Source organism: Micromonospora sp. DT31, from assembly GCF_049841795.1.
In the GTDB taxonomy this organism is placed as follows: domain Bacteria; phylum Actinomycetota; class Actinomycetes; order Mycobacteriales; family Micromonosporaceae; genus Micromonospora.
Window position 1 is genome coordinate 55,625 of the sequence record NZ_JBNCKZ010000018.1, and the last position, 16,902, is coordinate 72,526.

The following is a 16,902-nucleotide window of genomic DNA, read 5'->3' on the forward strand; positions in this document are numbered from 1 at the left end:
CCCGGCCCGGTGAGATCGTCGCAGTAGGCCACCCGCCCGGCCATCGCCATGGTCAGCGCCAGCGTGGTGCCGCCGACCAGCGGACCGGCACCGGCGGTGAACGGCCCGTCGGTCGCCTCCACCCGAAGGCCGTCGATCGCGCTGCGCCCGGCCACCGTGAAGTCCCGGCCGGCGTAGAACCTGGCGACCGGCGTGACGGGGCCCCCACCGGCGGCGTGCGCCCCAGGCCGAGCGGACGCCGGATGTCCTGGGCGTGCACGATCACCTCACCGAGCCAGGCCTGCGTCGGCCCGAACGTCGACGTGGTGCTGCCGATGATCCGGCGGAACCGGTCGAGCGTCTCCCCCGGGTCGGCGCCCCGGTGCTCGGCCAGCCGACGGTCGTTGTGCCTGGCGAAGTCGAACCGCGCCCCGAGCACGCTGACCAGCCAGCGGGTGCGGCCGACGGTCGCCGCCGCGGTCAGGTGCGCGACCACCTCCCGCACCGTCCACCGGCCGCACAGCGAGCGCCGCGCCCAGCCCGCCGTGTCCAGCCCGGCGAGGTCGTCGGCGAGGGCGGCGCGCTCGGCGTGCGCGAGCGCCCACAGGTCGCCTCGGGTGAGCGTGTCGGGCATGGAACCTCCAGAGTCGGGCCGTTGCCGGTACGACCGCGCTCCGGCCCGGAACTCATCGCCCACCCCTCGACGGGTGACGACGGTCTCACCCGGTCGCGCCGCGCCCCGGCCGACGACCGACGACAGCGGCGAACGGGGGGTCAGACGGCGACGATCGCCGCGCTCTCCGCCGGCAGCTCGATCCCGTCCCGCATCACCGTGACCCCCTCGGACGTGGCGAGCAGCACCCGGCGCACCACCGCGGGCAGGTTGACCCGCTGCGGCCGGTCGGCCAGGTTCGCCGCGACAAGCGTGTCGCCGCGACGCAGCACCAGGAACTGGTCGCCGTGGCGCACCTCGACCCGGTCCAGCCGGGGGTCGGACAGGTCCGGCCGCGACTTGCGCAGCGCGATGAGCCGCCTGTGGAACTCGTACATCTCCCGGTGTTCGGGCTTGTCCAGCTCCGCCCAGTCCAGCCGGGAGCGCAGGAACGTCTGCGGGTCCTGCGGATCGGGCACGTCGTCGGTGGCCCAGCCGTGCGCCGCGAACTCCCGCCGCCGGCCGGTGGCCACCGCCGCGGCCAGCTCCGGCTCCGGGTGGCTGGTGAAGAACTGCCACGGCGTGGACGCCGCCCACTCCTCCCCCATGAACAGCATCGGCGTGAACGGCGCGGTCATCAGCAGCGTGGCGCCGACCCGCAGCAGCCCCGGCGAGAGCGTCGTGGAGATCCGGTCGCCGGTGGCCCGGTTGCCGATCTGGTCGTGGTTCTGCAGGTAGGCCACGAACCGGTGCCCCGGCGTGCGGTGCCGGTCCACCGGCCGACCGTGGGCGCGACCACGGAAGCTGGACCAGGTGCCGGCGTGGAAGAACGCCTTGGTCAGCACGTCGCCGAGGCACTCCAGCGAGCCGAAGTCGCCGTAGTAGCCCTGCCGCTCCCCGGTCAGCAGCGTGTGCAGCGCGTGGTGGGCGTCGTCGTTCCACTGGGCGTGCAGGCCGTAGCCGCCCGCCTCCCGGGGCGTGATCAGCCGCGGGTCGTTCAGGTCGCTCTCGGCGATCAGCGACAGCGGCCGACCCAGGTGCGTGGACAGCGCCTCCACCTCGGCGGCGACCTCCTCCAGCCAGTGGGTGGCCCGGCCGTCGGGCATCGCGTGCACCGCGTCCAGCCGCAACCCGTCGACGTGGTAGTCACCCAGCCACATCAGCACGCTGTCGACGATGTAGCGGCGCACCCCGTCGGAGTGCGGGCCGTCCAGGTTGACCGTGCGGCCCCAGGGGTTGCTCTGCTCGGCGAGGTAGGGCGCGAAGCGCGGCGCGTAGGCCCCGGAGGGCCCGAAATGGTTGTAGACGACGTCGAGGATCACCCCCAGACCTTTGGCGTGGGCCGCGTCCACGAACCGCTTCAACCCGTCCGGTCCGCCGTACGGCTCGTGCGGGGCATACCAGCAGACGCCGTCGTAACCCCAGTTGTGCTCACCGTTGAACGCGTTGACCGGCAGCAACTCGACCAGGTCGACGCCGAGGTCGACCAGGTGGTCGAGCCGGGCGATCGCCGCGTCGAACGTGCCCTCCGGGGTGAACGTGCCGATGTGCAGCTCGTAGAGCACGCTGCCGGGCAGGTGCCGGCCGGTCCAGGCGTCGTCGGTCCAGCCGAACGCGGCGTGGTCGTAGAGCCGGCTGGGGCCGTGCACTCCGGCCGGCTGCCAGGCCGACCGGGGGTCGGGCAGCGCCTGCTCGTCGTCGTCGAGCAGGAACGCGTAGTCGGCGCCCGGCCCGGCGTCGGGCGCCTCGGCCCGCCACCAGCCGTCCGGGCCGGAGCGCATCTCCTGGTCGGCCACGTCGGGCCGGCGCAGCCGCACCCGGGCGGCCTGCGGCGCCCACACGGTGAACTCGGTCATGCGGCGGCCTCCAGAGGGTCGGCGGGTGCGAGGAGGGCGACGGGATAGGTGCTCAGCAGATCTTCCAGGAGCAGCTCTGAACCACTGTAGATCCGGCCGGTGAACACGTCGGTGCATCGGTGAACGGGAAGTGACACGGTCGTGTCCCGCCAACCGCCGGAGCGGGCCAGCCGCAGCGGCAGCCGGGTCGCCACCGCGACCGCGCCGCCCCGGTCGAACGCCACCACGTGCGCCGCGGCCGGGCCGCCCGCCGGCACCGGCCGGTAGCCGCCGAACAGCTCCGGGCGGTCCCGACGCAGCCGCAGCGTGCGGGACACCACGAGCAGCTTCGCCGCGCCGTCGGCGGCCACCTCCGGCTGCCAGCCGGCGTCGAGCCGGGCCAACGTCCGCCGGCGTACGGCGAAGTCGACCGGGCGCCGGTTGTCCGGGTCGACGAGCGAGTTCTCCCACAGCTCGGTGCCCTGGTAGACGTCCGGCACGCCGGGCATCGCGAGCTGCACCAGCTTCTGCCCGAGCGCGTTGGACCACCCGGCCGGGGTGATCTCGTCGGCGAACGCGGTGAGCTGCGCATGCAGTTGCGGGTCGTCGTACATCCGGTCGACCAGGGCGTGCAGCTCGTGTTCGAAGGCCGGGTCGGGGTCGGCCCAGCCGGTGCTCACCGACGCCTCCCGGGCGGCCTTCTCGGCGTACCCGTGCAGCCGGTCCCGCTCGATCGGCCACGCCCCGACGGCGGTCTGCCAGAGCAGGTGGGCCAGCGACGGGTCGGCCAGCGGCGCCCGGGACATCCAGTCGGTGACCCGCTCGGCCCAACGGCCGGGCAGCTCGGACAGCACCGCGAGGCGGGCCCGGACGTCCTCGCCGCGCTTGGTGTCGTGGGTGGAGAGCGTGGTCATGCCCGCCGGCCAGCGCACCTGCCGGGCGGCGGCGAAGCGGTGCAGCTCGGCCGGGGGCACACCGAAGTGGGCCGGGCTGCCGCCGACCTCGTTGAGCGCGACGAACCGGCTCCACCGGTAGTAGGCCGTGTCCTCCACGCCCTTGGCCATCACCGCGCCGGTGAACTGCGGGAACCGGGCGGCCAGTTCGTGGCCGGGGTCGCGCAGCCGCGCGGTGACCGCGTCCAGCACGCCGGTCAGGTCCGCGCGGCGGCGGCCGGCCTCGCTGCGGGCGGCGGCCAGGTGCCGGGCGCCCACCGGCGGGTAGCCGCGGTAGACCGGGAAGCAGGCGGCCAGCTCGGCCAGGGCGGCGCGGGCCTGTTCGCCGGGCAGTTCCGGCACGAGCGCCGCGAGGCGGCCCAGTTCGGCGGCGAGCAGCCGGGTGGCAGCGGCCAGCTTCGTGTCGTGGGTGAGATCCGCCCAGGAGGGGTGCCGCCCGGTGAGCCGGCCGTCCAGGGCGGTGAAGTCCGCCTCGGCGTCCGGGTCGACGAACAGGCCGCAGACCGCGGCCAGCGCGTCGTAGCCGGTGGTGCCGTCGACCGGCCAGTCCGGCAGGTCCTCGCCGTACTCCAGGATCTTCTCCACCACCAGCCAGGCGTGCGGCGCGGCGGCGCGCAACCGGGCCAGGTAGCCCGCCGGGTCGCGCAGCCCGTCCGGGTGGTCGACGCGGATGCCCGTCACGTCCCCGGCGTCGACCCAGCGCAGGACCTCGGCGTGGGTGGCGTCGAACACCGCCGGGTCCTCCACCCGCAGGCCGGCCAGGTCGGACACGGCGAAGAACCGGCGGTACGTCAGTTCGGCGTCCCCACGCCGCCAGTTCACCAGCTCGTAGTGCTGCCGGTCGTGCACCTCGCCGGGTGTCCCGTCGCCGGTGCCGTCGGCGACCGGGAACCGGTGCTCGTGGTAGTGCAGCTCCCCGTCGACCAGCCTCAGGTCGTCGAGCGCGCCCGGGGAGTCGGCGAGCACCGGCAGCAGCAGCCGGCCCCTGTCCCAGTCGATGTCGAACCAGGACGCGTACGCCGAGTCGCGCCCCCGCCGAAGCACGTCCCACCAGGCCGGGTTGGCCTGCGGGCGGGCCACCCCGGCGTGGTTGGGCACGATGTCCACGACCAGGCCCAGCCCGGCGGCGCGCAGTGCCCCGACCAGCCGGGCCCGGGCGGCCTCCCCGCCGAGCTGCGGGTTGACCGCGCGGTGGTCCACCACGTCGTAGCCGTGCTCCGAGCCGCGGGTGGCGGTGAGCAGGGGCGCGGTGTAGAGGTGGGTGACGCCGAGCGCGGACAGGTAGTCGGTCAGGCCGGCGGTGGCGTCCAGGTCGAAGGCCGGGCGTACCTGCACCCGGTAGGTCGAGCGAGGGGTGTCGGGCATGGGTCAGGCCGTCCTCTCCAGGACCAGCAGCGCGCGGTCCGGCACGCACACCGTGCCGCCCGCCTCGACCACCGTGGTCTTCTCCGGCTCCGGTTCCGCGGTGCTGATCACCAGCTCCCAGCACGGCCCGAACTCCGCCCCGGGCAGCGTGAAGTCCAGCGGCGCGTCGTGCGCGTTGAACAGCAGCAGGAAGGAGTTGTCCCGGTGGCGCTGGCCGTACTGGCCGCGCTCACCGATGCCGTCGCCGTTGACGAACAGGGCCACCGAGCGGCCGAAGTCGTTGCCCCAGTCCTCGCCGGTCATCTCCCGGCCGTCCGGGGTGTACCAGGCCAGGTCCGGCAGCGCCGCGTCGGCGGCCCGACCGCCCACCGGCAGGCCGGTGAAGAACCGGCGGCGGCGGAACACCTGGTGCCGGTTGCGGAAGTCGGTGAGCCGCCGGACGAAGTCCAGCAGCCCGGTGTCGGCCCGCTCCCAGTCCACCCAGGCCAGCTCGCTGTCCTGGCAGTAGGCGTTGTTGTTGCCGTGCTGGGTGCGGCCCAACTCGTCGCCGTGCCCGAGCATCGGCACGCCCTGGGACAGGATCAGCGTGGCCAGGAAGTTGCGCCGCTGCCGGGCCCGCAGCGCGAGCACGCCCGGGTCGTCGGTCTCGCCCTCCACGCCGCAGTTCCAGGAACGATTGTGGCTCTCCCCGTCCCGGTTCTCCTCGCCGTTGGCCTGGTTGTGCTTGTCGTTGTAGGCGACCAGGTCGGCGAGCGTGAACCCGTCGTGGCAGGTGACGAAGTTGATGCTGTGGAACGGGCGGCGGCCGTCGTCCTGGTAGAGGTCGGCCGAGCCGGAGATGCGGGAGGCGAACTCGGCGAGGGTGGCCGGCTCGCCGCGCCAGAAGTCGCGGACCGTGTCACGGTACTTGCCGTTCCACTCCGTCCACTGCGGCGGGAAGTTGCCGACCTGGTAGCCACCCGGGCCGACGTCCCACGGCTCGGCGATCAGCTTCACCCGCCCGACCACCGGATCCTGCTGCACCACCTCGAAGAACGTGGACAGGCGGTCCACCTCGTAGAACTCGCGGGCCAGGGTGGCGGCCAGGTCGAACCGGAAGCCGTCGACGTGCATCTCGGTCACCCAGTAGCGCAACGAATCCATGATCAGTTGCAGCGAGTGCGGGCTGCGCACGTTGAGGCTGTTTCCGGTGCCGGTGTAGTCGACGAAGTAACGCCGGTCGTCCTCGGACAGGCGGTAGTAGCTCGGCGTGTCGATGCCCTTGAAGCTCAGCGACGGCCCCAGGTGGTTGCCCTCAGCGGTGTGGTTGTAGACCACGTCGAGGATCACCTCGATGCCGGCGGCGTGCAGGGCCTTGACCATGCCCCGGAACTCCTGCACCTGCTGGCCCAGGCGGCCCAGCGCCGAGTAGCCGTGGTGCGGGGCGAAGAAGCCGATGGTGTTGTAGCCCCAGTAGTTGCGCAGCCCCAGGTCGGCCAGGCGGTGGTCGTGCACGAACTCGTGCACCGGCATCAGCTCCACCGCGGTCACCCCGAGCCGCCTGAAGTGCTCGATCATCACCGGGGAGGCGATCGCCGCGTACGTGCCGCGCAGCTCCTCGGGAATGTCCGGGTGGCGCATGGTCAGCCCGCGCACGTGCGCCTCGTAGATCACCGAGTGGTGGTACGGGGTGCGCGGCGGCCGGTCGTTGCCCCAGTCGAAGTACGGGTTCACCACCACCGACTTCGGCATGTACGGCGCCGAGTCGACGGTGTTCATCCGGTCCGGGTCGCCGCCGACCTCGTAGTCGTACACCGACGGGTGCCAGGTGACCTCCCCGTCGACCGCCTTCGCGTACGGGTCGAGCAGCAGCTTGTGCGGGTTGCAGCGCAGACCGTTTGCCGGGTCCCACCGACCGTGGACCCGGTAGCCGTAGCGCTGGCCCGGCCCGATCCCCGGGATGTAGGCGTGCCAGACGTACGCGTCGACCTCACGCAGCTCGACCCGGCGCTCGGTGCCGATGTCCCACTCGTCGAACAGGCACAGCTCGATCCGCTCCGCCACCTCGGAGAAGATCGCGAAGTTGGTGCCCATCCCGTCGTACGTGGCGCCGAGGGGGTAGCTGTCACCCGGCCAGACCTGCATCTCGCTCCTTCGGCCCATGATCGTGAGCGCACCGGACGGGGGAACCGTCGGTGCGCACGCCGGGGATGCCCCGTCGTGCCTGCCGCCAATCCACCCGTTCGGACCGTAACCGAAATCCGCCCTCCCGCGACCGGAGGCACATTCGGGTGTCCTCGGTCACGATCGTCCGTTGCCGCCACACGGCCGGAGCCGGCCGGCGGACCCGGTCCGGGCAGGTCGTCCCCGCGCCCACCGCACCGACGGTCACGGCGGGCGCGCCGCCGACGGTGGGACAGGGATCGGTACGACGCGCGCGAGGCGATCACAAGCAGTAGGTTGGGCGGAGTGACCGGAGGCGGGCCCCGCCCGCCTGTCCGGGTCACCCCTCACCACCACTCGACGCCGCCACCGGAGCCGGCGCGCCTCACCATGCATGGACGGAGATCGACGTGAGCACTCTGCGGGTCGGCGCGCAGGCCGCCACCGCGACGGACCGGCGCCACCGGCCCACCCTCACCTCCCGCCCGACCCCGCCACCGCCGGCCGGAGCCGCACCCCGGACCCGGCGCATCCTGATGCTGTCCTGGGAGTACCCGCCGGTCCTCGTCGGTGGGCTCGGCCGCCACGTACACGCGCTCTCCGTCGCCCTGGTCGCCGCCGGACACGAGGTCACCGTCGTCACCCGGCACGCCGAGGGCGCGCCGCTGGAGGAGTACGCCGACGGTGTGCGCGTCGTCCGCGCCGCCGAGGACCCGGTCACCTTCCCCCTGGCCACCGGCTCGCTGCTGGCCTGGACCATGGCGTTCAACCACACCCTGACCCGGGCCGCGCTGCGGGCCGCCGAAACCGGCGGGTACGACGTGATCCACGCCCACGACTGGCTCGTCGCGCACACCGCCATGACGCTGCGCGAGCACCTGGACGTGCCCCTGGTGACCACCATCCACGCCACCGAGGCCGGCCGGCACCAGGGCTGGCTGCCGGCGGAGATGAACCGCACCATCCATGGCGTCGAGCACTGGCTGGCCGGCGAATCCGGCCGGGTGATCGTCTGCTCCGGCTACATGCGCGACGAGGTGGGCGCCCTGTTCGGGGTGGACGTCACCCGGGTCGACGTGGTGCCCAACGGCGTCGAGGCGCACCGCTGGCGGGTGCCCGCCTCCGCGGTCACCGCCGCCCGCGCCCGCTTCGCCGCCGACGGCCCGCTGGTCACGTACGCCGGCCGTCTGGTCTACGAGAAGGGCGTGCAGCACCTGCTGGCCGGGCTGACCCGGCTGCGCGACCGGCACCCCGGGCTGCGCGCGGTCATCGTCGGCGACGGGCCGTACAAGGCCGAACTGGAGGCCGAGGTGCACCGGCTGGGGCTGACCGCCACGGTAAGCATGCCGGGCTTCCTCGGCGGCGCCGACCTGCCGGCCGTGATGGCCGCGTCGGACTGCTTCACGGTGCCGAGCATCTACGAGCCGTTCGGCATGGTGGCACTGGAGGGAGCCGCCGCCGGCGCCCCGCTGGCCGTGTCGCGGACCGGCGGACTGGCCGAGATCGTCGAGCCGGGCGTCACCGGGATGACCTTCGCCCCGCACGACCCGGACGGGCTCGCCGAGGCGGTGCACGCGCTGCTGTCCGACCGCGACCGGGCCCGCGCGCTCGCCCGACGGGCCCGCGCCATGGTGCGCGAGCAGTACGGCTGGGCGGCCATCGCGTCGCGCACCGCCGCCGCGTACGCCGCCGCCATCGCCGGTGACGCCGCGTTCACCGCGGCCCGGACCGAGCAGCGGATGAGCGCGGGCCGCACCGTGCCCGCCGTCCCCGACGGCAACCTCCTCGCCGCCGCCGGCCTCCGCTGATGGTGTAAGGAAGGGCCCCCTATTAACGCCTCCGGTAGGCAAGGGGGCCCTTGTTAACACCCGCACCGCCAGGGGCAGGCCGGCGTCACCACGCCAAGCAGCCGGGCGTCGTCACAGGCACACCGGCACCGCCGGCCGCGGAACGTATCGTCGGCGGCGCGGCTGCACCGCCTGACTCCGGCCGCGCCGCACGCGGGCGTGCCGCACCGCCAGGGCACATGCGAGAGGCCGCCGACCCTGCGCGGGTCGGCGGCCTCACTCGTCAGCGGTGTTAAGAAGGGGCGGGCCCTTCCTCTACCGGAGGCGTTAACAGGGGGCCCTTCCTTACACCCTCAGCGGTCGGCGGCGGGGACGTAGGCCCGCTCGGCGGCACCGGTGTAGATCTGCCGCGGACGGCCGATCTTGGTCTCCGGGTCGCTGATCATCTCGCGCCACTGGGCGATCCAGCCGGGCAGCCGGCCCAGCGCGAACAGCACCGTGAACATCTTGGTCGGGAAGCCCATGGCCTTGTAGATCAGGCCGGTGTAGAAGTCCACGTTCGGGTAGAGCCGGCGGGAGACGAAGAAGTCGTCGGCGAGCGCGATCTCCTCCAGCTGCACCGCCAGGTCCAGCAGCGGGTCGGGCTTGGCCATCCGGCCGAGCACGTCCTGCGCGGCCTGCTTCACGATCGCGGCGCGCGGGTCGTAGTTCTTGTAGACCCGGTGGCCGAAGCCCATCAGCTTCACGCCGTCCTGCTTGTCCTTCACCTTCTGCACGAAGGAGCGGACGTCGCCGCCGTCGGCGTGGATCTTCTGGAGCATCTCCAGCACGGCCTGGTTGGCGCCGCCGTGCAGCGGGCCGAACAGCGCGTTCACGCCGGCCGAGACCGAGGCGAACAGGTTGGCGTTGCTGGAGCCGACCAGCCGTACGGTGGAGGTGGAGCAGTTCTGCTCGTGGTCGGCGTGCAGGATGAACAGCATGTCCAGCACCCGGGCCACCACCGGGTCGACCTCGTACGGCTCGGCGGGCACGCCGAAGGTCATCCGCAGGAAGTTCTCCACGTAGCCCAGTGAGTTGTCCGGGTACAGCAGCGGCTGCCCGATCGACTTCTTGTACGCGTACGAGGCGATGGTGGGGACCTTCGCCATCAGCCGCACGGTGGACATCTCGACGTGTTCGGAGTCGAACGGGTCCAGGCTGTCCTGGTAGAAGGTGGAGATGGCGCTGACGGCCGAGGAGAGCACGGCCATCGGGTGCGCGTCGCGGGGGAAGCCGTCGAAGAAGCGGCGCATCTCCTCGTGCAGCAGCGAGTGCCGCCGGATCCGCTCGCTGAACTCGGTGAGCTGGGTCTGGGTCGGCAGCTCGCCGTAGATCAGCAGGTAGGAGACCTCCAGGAAGGAGGACTTCTCGGCCAGTTGGTCGATGGGGTATCCGCGGTACCGCAGGATGCCGGCATCACCGTCGATGTAGGTGATCGCGGACGAGCAGGACGCGGTGTTCACGAAACCGGGATCGTAGGTGGTCATCCCGGTTTCCTTGAGCAGCTTGCTCACCCCGATCCCGGCGGGGCCCTCAACCGCGGACTGCACCGGCATCGACAGCTGCCCACCGGGGTGGTCGAGCTTGACTTCCGTCATCTGTTCCTCGCTTCGCCGGCAAGATCTTCGTTGAATTGCCTTCGCTTCTACCGTAATCACGGCGCGGAGAACACCGCTCGTCATGGTTTCGGGGTGAGGTGTGTATCACCTGATTCCCGACCTGACGCCAGGGAAACCGATGGGAGCGTGCCCGGGGGAAGTCGGTCAGGACAGCGTCAGCCGCCGCGGCGGCCCGCCGTCGACCCGGTAGAGGTCGAGTCGGTTCGCGCCGGCGGCGAAGAGCCGGTCGTCGGGCAGCAGCGCGGCGAACCGCCGGCCGCCGGCGTCCGGGGGCACCACCGGAACCACCGCGCCGACCGTGCCGTTGACCGCGACCGCGAGCCGGGCGCCGTCGGGCACGCCGTCCGGCACGGTGCCCCACACCAGCGCCGGCAGCCGACCGCCGGCCGGGTCGACCGCGTCGAACGCAGCCAGGTTCGCCACCGTGGCGGGACCACCTGTCGGCGCGTCGCCGAGCCGGGTGCCGACAAGCGGGTCGACGGCGGGCGGCGGCGGCGCGGCGGGCACCCCGCCGGTGATGGTGACGGGCTGACCGGGCCGGTCGTAGAACCGCTTGTCGGCGCGCGCACGTGGGGCCGCCTGCGCCGGGCGGCCGTCCATCCGCCAGGGCACCCGGATGTGGGTCTCGGCGGCGACGGTCGGCAGCAGGTCGACGTGCTCCCAGTTGCGGTCGTCGACCCGCGCGGTGTGTTGACCGGGGGCCTTGACGAACATCGGCACCCAGGCCACCTGGTCGGCGGCGTGCGTGATGGCGCCCATCCCCCGCCCCTGCCAGTCGGGGCGGAAGCTCACCCCGTGGTCGGCGGTGACCAGCACCAACGCCTGGTCGTAGAGGCCGGTGGCGCGCAGCGTCCGCAGCGTCTGGCCGATCAGCCGGTCGGTGTAGCCGAGCTGCGCGAGGTGCCGGGAGCGGGCCAGGTCCAGCCACCCGGCGTCGTCGTTGGGCAGGTCCTCCGGGGCGGCGTACTGCGCTCCGGACGGCAGGTACGCCCACGGCGAGTGCGGCATCAGCAGGTGCAGGAAGTGCAGCGTGGGCCGGTCGGCGGGGCGCAGCCCGGCCAGGAACGCGGTGAACCGGGCTGGCTGGTTGTCGTCCAGGGTGTCCCAGCGGAACTTCGGGTCGTCCGGCACCGGCTCGGCGGCGTCCAGTCCGGCCTCGGCGGCGGTCCGCTCGCGGTAGGAGTCCTCGGGGTCGATCCGGCTGTCCACCGGCGCGGCGATGCGGCCCAGCAGCCGGCCGCTCTCCCGCACCAGCACCCCCAGGCCCTGTTCGGGGGTGCTCGCCTGCTCGCAGCGGCTCGGCGGGCAGAGTCGGGTGATGCTCTCCTCGGCCTTGATCCGGTAGAGGCCGCCGAGCGCGGTGAACAGGCTGTCCGGGTACTGCGAGTAGTGCGGCGCCACCGCGTGCTGCGGGTAGCGCCCGGTGAGCATGGCCGGCAGCGCGTAGGGCGTCCACCCGCTGACCCCGGTGGCGTTGCGGTACCAGGTGGATCCGCCGGCCAGCGCGGCGAAGTTCGGGTAGCGGGTGGCGTCGATCCGGCCGTCCGGCCCGAGCAGGGACACCAGCGGCAGCTCGTCCAGGACGATCATCACCACGGGCGGGTGGGCGCCCGCGCCGGCCACCCCGGCCGCGCCGCCGCCGCCGCGGGGCAGCACCACGGCGGAGGCCGGCGAGGCGAACAGGAACAGCGCGACGAACACCACCGGCCCGGCGGCGGCCACCCGCAGCACGCGGCGCGGCGCCCGCCACCGCCGGTGCCCGGCCGCCGCCGCGGCGCCGGCCACGGCGGCCACGACAAGCAGGGGTACGCCCCGAAGCGGCGTGAGGTGCCGGCCCACCTGGACGGCCAGCGCGGCGAGCAGCAGTCCCACGACCGTGGTGTGCACCGCGGCCCGGGCGACCCGACCGACGGTCAGCGCGAGCGCGCCGAGCAGCGCGAGCGGCACCGTCGGCACCAGCGCCACCAGGGCGACGAGCAGCAGCACGTCGGATCGGGAGGCGCCGTGGAACAGGAAGAAGTCGGGGCTGCGGCCGAGGGTGTCCAGCAGCGGTTGGGTGACCACCAGGCCGACGAGCGCCGTCACCTCGGCCAGCCGCGCCGCTTCGGCCCGCCAGCCGTCCCGGCGGGTCCGCCGGCCCGCCCCGGCGGCACGTTCGCGGGGTAACGCCAGGGTGTCCTCAGCCACCCACCACCACCTGGTAGAGCGTGCGGGTCCCGGACGGCAGCACGGTGCGGGAGACGATCCGGCCCCGGCGGGCCAGCAGCGCCTCGAACGCGTCGCGCCGGTAGTCCGGGAACAGTCCGTCGGGCTTGTTGGCCAGCAGCCGCCGGGCCATCGGGTCGTCCGGATGGACGAACTCCACCACGAGGTTGCCGCCGGTCGCGGTGAGCGCGGTGAGCTGGTCCAGCACGTCGGGCAGCGGCACGTTGCGCCCGATGGCCAGGTGGTGCACGACGGCCAGGGCGAGCACCACGTCCGCGCGGGCCCGGTCGACGAACGCGGCCCGCTCGACGCCGCGCCAGCCGCCGCCGGGCGACGGGTCGGCCAGGTCCATCACCAGCGGCAGGATCCGCTGCTCACCTTCCTCGCGCAGCGTGCGGTAGAGCGTGTCGACGACCGCCGGGTCCTGCTCGACGGCGACGACGTGTCCGGCGTGCCGCGCCGCGATGCGGGCGTACCGGCCGTCGTTGGCACCCAGGTCCAGCACCGAGTACGCCCCGGCGCCGGCCACCGCCCGGTCCACGAACGCCTCCTTGGCCTGGCGGTCCGGCACCGAGTACGCGCAGGTGCGCTGGTAGTCCGACCAGTGGCTGTCACCGGGCCGGTGGTCGAGGCGGCCGACGAGTCTGGTCAGCCCGCGTACCGTGGCCAGGGCCAGTTCGCGGGAGAACCCGGCGGCGCGCAGCTGGTCGCGGACGTCGCGGGTGCTGGCAGCCGAGTTGCGGGACTGGATGGCGCCGTGCAGGTGCACGTGGGTGGGCACGCCGGCCCGCCAGCGTCGCAGGCCGGCGAAGAGGCGGCGCATCTGCTCCGGTTCGACACCGTCGACGCGGGCGCGCAGGAAGGGCTGGAAGTCCAGCCCGAGGTGGGCCTGGATGAGCAGCGGGTAGAGCAGGGTCTGGCAGAACTGCCGGTAGCCGGCCCAGGGCTCGCCGTCGCGCAGCGCCTCGAACGAGCCGATGTCGATGAACACCGGCCGGGCGCCGTGCCACTGCAGGTTGTAGGCGGAGCCGTCCTTGGTGGTGAAGCCGGCCTCCAGCGCGGCGGCCAGCACGTCCAGGTGCAGCAGTGCCGCGTCGCGCAGCATGCCGTACGACCACTCGTAGGGGTGCGAGACGAACGGGATCCGCTCGTGTCGCAGCACCGCGGCCCAGGGGGCGTCGACGGGTGTCGGGGTGAGTTCCTCGGTGCCGACGATCCGCCCGGCCGCGGTCTGCGCCCGGAAGAAGTCGGTGACCGACAGGGCCCGCCAGTCCCGGGCGCACCGCTCGTCCAGACCGCGCAACACCTCGTCCCCCCGGTGGAACACCCGGTTTCCGGGGTCGCGGAAGGAGCCGGGCTCGACGCGCACGTCGGTGTCGGGGACCGTCACGCCGCTTCGCTCCGGTCGGACGGCTGGCGGCGGAACCGGGACACCAGGCGTCGCCAGTACAGCTTGGCGGCCACGGCCACGCCGGCTGCCCCGCCGACCACGGCCTGCACGATGAGACTGCCCGATCCCGCGTCCAGGTAGGCCAGGTGCGTCACGGTTGCTTCCTTCCGTCGTCGACCATCGGAGGGTCGCCCGGCATGTGAGCTTTGCTCTGGTTCGCCGGGCTCGATTTCACCGTACGTGGTCGGAACAGGACGCGCGGGCACACCGGTGACTCGTCCCCCGTCCGATCCGTTCAAGACGCGCCGGGGCCCGCGCACCTAGGGTGGCCGGCATGACACCGCAGTTCGATCTCATCGGTGCCGTGGTCACCGACATGGCACGTACGCTCGACTTCTACCGACGGTTGGGGCTGCCGATCCCGCCCGAGGCCGACACGCAGCCGCACGTGGAGGTCATGCTCCCCGGCGGGGTACGGCTGGCGTGGGACACCGTGGAGACCGTCCGCGGCTTCCACCCCGACTTCGACCCGTCCGTCGGCAACAACCGGATGAGCCTGGCGTTCCGGTGTGCCGACCCGGCCGAGGTGGACCGCTGGTACGCCGACCTGACCGCCGCCGGCCACCACGGCGAACTGCCGCCGTGGGACGCGTACTGGGGTCAGCGGTACGCGGTCGTGCACGACCCGGACGGCAACGGCGTGGACCTGTTCGCCCCGCTGAACGGCGACTGACGCGGCGACGCGTACGGTGGCCTCGTGCCGGCCGGCACCGCCCACGCGACAACGGCGGCCGACCGGTCCCGGTCGACCGCCGTTGTCCACACCGGTCGGCTAACGCCAGAGACGGACCCAGTCGACAAGCATGCGGTAGTCGCTGAGCTGGCCCCCGCCGGCGAGGTGGGCCCGGAGGTTGTCGTACTCGTTGCCGTCGGAGACCAGCAGGCTGAGGATGACCTCGCCAGGCGTGGTGGCGGGGGTGACGCCCTGGGCCGGACCGATCTCGCCGACCCTTCTGCCGTCGATGGAGAAGATGTAGCGGTCGCTGCTCCAGAAGCCTTCGTAGGTGTGCCAGTCGTTCCACCACGTGTTGTTGTCGTAGTTGAGGAACTCGTGGTCGGTGCCGGTGCACCCACCGCCCGTGCTCCCGGTGGTGGTCCAGCTCTTGAAGCAGGCCTGGGTCTGCAGGGTGGGATGGATGGTGTGCTGGACGGCTTGGCTGAGGAAGGGGGGTTGTTCGGCGTCCCCGCGCTTGCCGAAGAACTCCGCGACGTCGAACTCTCCGCCGCCGGCGCCGTAGCCCGACTGCCACCACAACGCTCCGTGCGCACCCTTGGGCTTCTGGAACTTGATGCGCGCCTCGAGGTGTCCGTTGACCACACCGAGATTGCCGGCGGTGATCTGCGGGCTGAGGTAGCGCGGCGAGCCGTCCGCCGCCGGCGTGTCGGCGACGATGTTGAACTGCACCGCGCTCGGAGAGTCGGCGTGCATCGAGATCGCGCTCCATGACGACCTGTTGTGGACCTGAGGGCTGGTCTCGTAGGTGCCCTGGCGCAGCTGCCACTTGCCGGAGTTCTGCAACTCGGTGCGCGAGGGATAGTCGAAGCTGTCCCACAGCCGCAACGACTTCACCGTGTAGTTCGGGGAGGTGACCTGCTTGTAGGTGTTGCTACCGGAGACGAACCGGGCGGCGAAGAACCGGTAGGTACTCACGACGCTCACGGCGAAGGTCATGGCCCAGTTGCCCGCCGCGTCGGCCGTGGTTCCCTGCACGAAGGTCGTGGAGCCGTCGCCCTGGACCCGGTACAGGCTGATGGTCCTGCCGGCCACCGGGGCGGGAGTGATGCGACCGGAGACGGTGACAAGCTGGTTGCCGGAGTTGGTGAACTCGGGCACGTTCATGTTGGTGAACGTGCTCTCGTACGTCGCGGCCTGCGCGGGTCCGCCCACCAGGAACGTGCTGGCGAGCACGGTGACCAACGTCAGCAGCATGGCGCGAACTCTCACCCGGTCGCTCCTCCCGATCACACTACGCCTTGTCCGATCGACAACGGTATATGTCTCGGGGTCGGGCGGCAAGCAGCGGCCTCGATGCGGAGCCACCGCGACCGCCTCGCCCGAGCAGGACGCGAGGCACTGGCACCGCGCGCCTGGGCTCAGTCGCCGCCGGGGGCGAGCAGCCGGGTCGGCGGCGCCCCGGCCAGCGCCCGCACCTCGCGGGTGAGGTGGGCCTGGTCGGCGTACCCGCCGCGCACGGCGACCTCGACGAGCGGGACGCCGGCCCGGGCCAGGTCCAGCGCACGACGCATCCGCAGGATCCGGGCGAGCGTCTTCGGGCCGTACCCGAACAAGGCCCGGCTGCGCCGGTGCAGGGCGCGCGCGCCGAGGCCGACCTCCGCGGCGGTCGCGGCGACCGCCGCCCCGGCGGCCAGCCGGGTGGCGACCCGCACGCCGAGCGGGTCCGGCCCGCCGGCGGCCCGCAGCCGGTCCCGGGCGACATCCGTAAGGACGGCGGCGCCGGCGGTCGGCCAGCCGGTCGTGTCCACCGCGGCCCCGACCCGCTCGACGACCTCGGCCGCGGCGCCGGCCCACAGGTCGGCGAGCGGGACGCGACTGTCGCACAGTTCCTCGGCGGGCACCCCGAACACCGCCGGGCCGACCCCCGGCGGCAGGCGCAGCCCGATCCACCGTTCCCCCGGCACCGACAGGGACACCTGCGCGGTGCGGTCCGGACCGGCGACGAGCAACCCACGCCGGCTGGACCACAGCAGGTCCAGGCAACCGTCCGGCAGCACCCGCACCGGCCCGTCCCCCCGGGCCACGCTGGTCCACGCCACCGCGCCCGGAACTCCCGCCGCTCGCCACTCCCGGTACACCCCACCAGCCTGCCACCTCCCTGTCGATCATGAGGTGGGCGGCAGCGGCGCCGGGCGTGTCG

The 16,902-nt window shown here is 73.1% G+C and carries 12 protein-coding genes; 2 read left to right on the forward strand and 10 right to left on the reverse strand.

All coding sequences use genetic code 11. The features are described from left to right. Positions 1-52 precede the first annotated feature (52 nt). The 4 genes from ACLQ2X_RS23715 to glgX all read right to left on the reverse strand — a co-directional run bounded on the left by ACLQ2X_RS23715 (position 53) and on the right by glgX (position 6,908). On the reverse strand, positions 53-613 hold the full coding sequence (locus ACLQ2X_RS23715; RefSeq protein WP_425683292.1) for a maleylpyruvate isomerase family mycothiol-dependent enzyme: 561 nt from the start codon (positions 611-613) through the stop codon (positions 53-55). Between the two features lie 140 nt (positions 614-753). Continuing rightward, positions 754-2,487, reverse strand: coding sequence for a malto-oligosyltrehalose trehalohydrolase (gene treZ, locus ACLQ2X_RS23720; RefSeq protein ID WP_425683293.1), 1,734 nt, complete (start codon positions 2,485-2,487; stop codon positions 754-756). Next, on the reverse strand, positions 2,484-4,784 hold the full coding sequence (gene treY / locus ACLQ2X_RS23725) for a malto-oligosyltrehalose synthase (protein ID WP_425683294.1): 2,301 nt from the start codon (positions 4,782-4,784) through the stop codon (positions 2,484-2,486). The genes treZ and treY overlap by 4 nt, the downstream gene beginning before the upstream one ends. 3 nt (positions 4,785-4,787) lie before the next feature. Further along, the gene (gene glgX / locus ACLQ2X_RS23730) at positions 4,788-6,908 is read right to left on the reverse strand and encodes a glycogen debranching protein GlgX (RefSeq protein WP_425683295.1); all 2,121 of its coding nucleotides are present in this window, start codon (positions 6,906-6,908) and stop codon (positions 4,788-4,790) included. 428 nt (positions 6,909-7,336) lie between these two features. Between glgX and ACLQ2X_RS23735 the strand changes: the two genes are divergently transcribed. After that, positions 7,337-8,734, forward strand: coding sequence for a glycosyltransferase family 4 protein (locus ACLQ2X_RS23735; protein ID WP_425683296.1), 1,398 nt, complete (start codon positions 7,337-7,339; stop codon positions 8,732-8,734). A gap of 332 nt (positions 8,735-9,066) precedes the next feature. On the opposite strand, the gene ACLQ2X_RS23740 is transcribed toward ACLQ2X_RS23735, so the two are convergent. The 4 genes from ACLQ2X_RS23740 to ACLQ2X_RS23755 form a co-directional block, all read right to left on the reverse strand. Then, a complete protein-coding gene (locus ACLQ2X_RS23740; RefSeq protein ID WP_425683297.1) occupies positions 9,067-10,350 on the reverse strand; it encodes a citrate synthase in 1,284 nt (427 codons plus the stop codon). A 165-nt stretch (positions 10,351-10,515) separates the two neighbouring features. Further along, complete coding sequence (locus tag ACLQ2X_RS23745) at positions 10,516-12,543, reverse strand: sulfatase-like hydrolase/transferase (protein ID WP_425683329.1); 2,028 nt, start codon at positions 12,541-12,543, stop codon at positions 10,516-10,518. Positions 12,544-12,550: 7 nt separating this feature from the next. Continuing rightward, entirely contained in the window at positions 12,551-13,966 is a 1,416-nt protein-coding gene (locus tag ACLQ2X_RS23750) for a class I SAM-dependent methyltransferase (RefSeq protein ID WP_425683298.1), read from the reverse strand. After that, a complete protein-coding gene (locus ACLQ2X_RS23755) occupies positions 13,963-14,121 on the reverse strand; it encodes a hypothetical protein (protein WP_425683299.1) in 159 nt (52 codons plus the stop codon). The genes ACLQ2X_RS23750 and ACLQ2X_RS23755 overlap by 4 nt, the downstream gene beginning before the upstream one ends. A 179-nt stretch (positions 14,122-14,300) precedes the next feature. On the opposite strand from ACLQ2X_RS23755, the gene ACLQ2X_RS23760 reads away from it, so the two are divergent. Beyond that, on the forward strand, positions 14,301-14,699 hold the full coding sequence (locus ACLQ2X_RS23760) for a VOC family protein (RefSeq protein ID WP_425683300.1): 399 nt from the start codon (positions 14,301-14,303) through the stop codon (positions 14,697-14,699). 99 nt (positions 14,700-14,798) lie between these two features. On the opposite strand, the gene ACLQ2X_RS23765 is transcribed toward ACLQ2X_RS23760, so the two are convergent. Together ACLQ2X_RS23765 and ACLQ2X_RS23770 are read right to left on the reverse strand one after the other, a co-directional pair. Beyond that, on the reverse strand, positions 14,799-15,971 hold the full coding sequence (locus tag ACLQ2X_RS23765) for a glycoside hydrolase family 16 protein (RefSeq protein ID WP_425683301.1): 1,173 nt from the start codon (positions 15,969-15,971) through the stop codon (positions 14,799-14,801). Between the two features lie 149 nt (positions 15,972-16,120). Next, a complete protein-coding gene (locus ACLQ2X_RS23770; protein ID WP_425683302.1) occupies positions 16,121-16,840 on the reverse strand; it encodes a helix-turn-helix domain-containing protein in 720 nt (239 codons plus the stop codon). Positions 16,841-16,902 lie beyond the last annotated feature (62 nt).

What these genes read in the sequence shown, in the direction of transcription:
- ACLQ2X_RS23715 (WP_425683292.1), bottom strand. Translation starts at nt 613, where the DNA reads ATGCCCGACACGCTCACCCGAGGCGACCTGTGGGCGCTCGCGCACGCC.
- treZ (WP_425683293.1), bottom strand. Translation starts at nt 2,487, where the DNA reads ATGACCGAGTTCACCGTGTGGGCGCCGCAGGCCGCCCGGGTGCGGCTG.
- treY (WP_425683294.1), bottom strand. Translation starts at nt 4,784, where the DNA reads ATGCCCGACACCCCTCGCTCGACCTACCGGGTGCAGGTACGCCCGGCC.
- glgX (WP_425683295.1), bottom strand. Translation starts at nt 6,908, where the DNA reads ATGCAGGTCTGGCCGGGTGACAGCTACCCCCTCGGCGCCACGTACGAC.
- ACLQ2X_RS23740 (WP_425683297.1), bottom strand. Translation starts at nt 10,350, where the DNA reads ATGACGGAAGTCAAGCTCGACCACCCCGGTGGGCAGCTGTCGATGCCG.
- ACLQ2X_RS23760 (WP_425683300.1), top strand. Translation starts at nt 14,301, where the DNA reads ATGACACCGCAGTTCGATCTCATCGGTGCCGTGGTCACCGACATGGCA.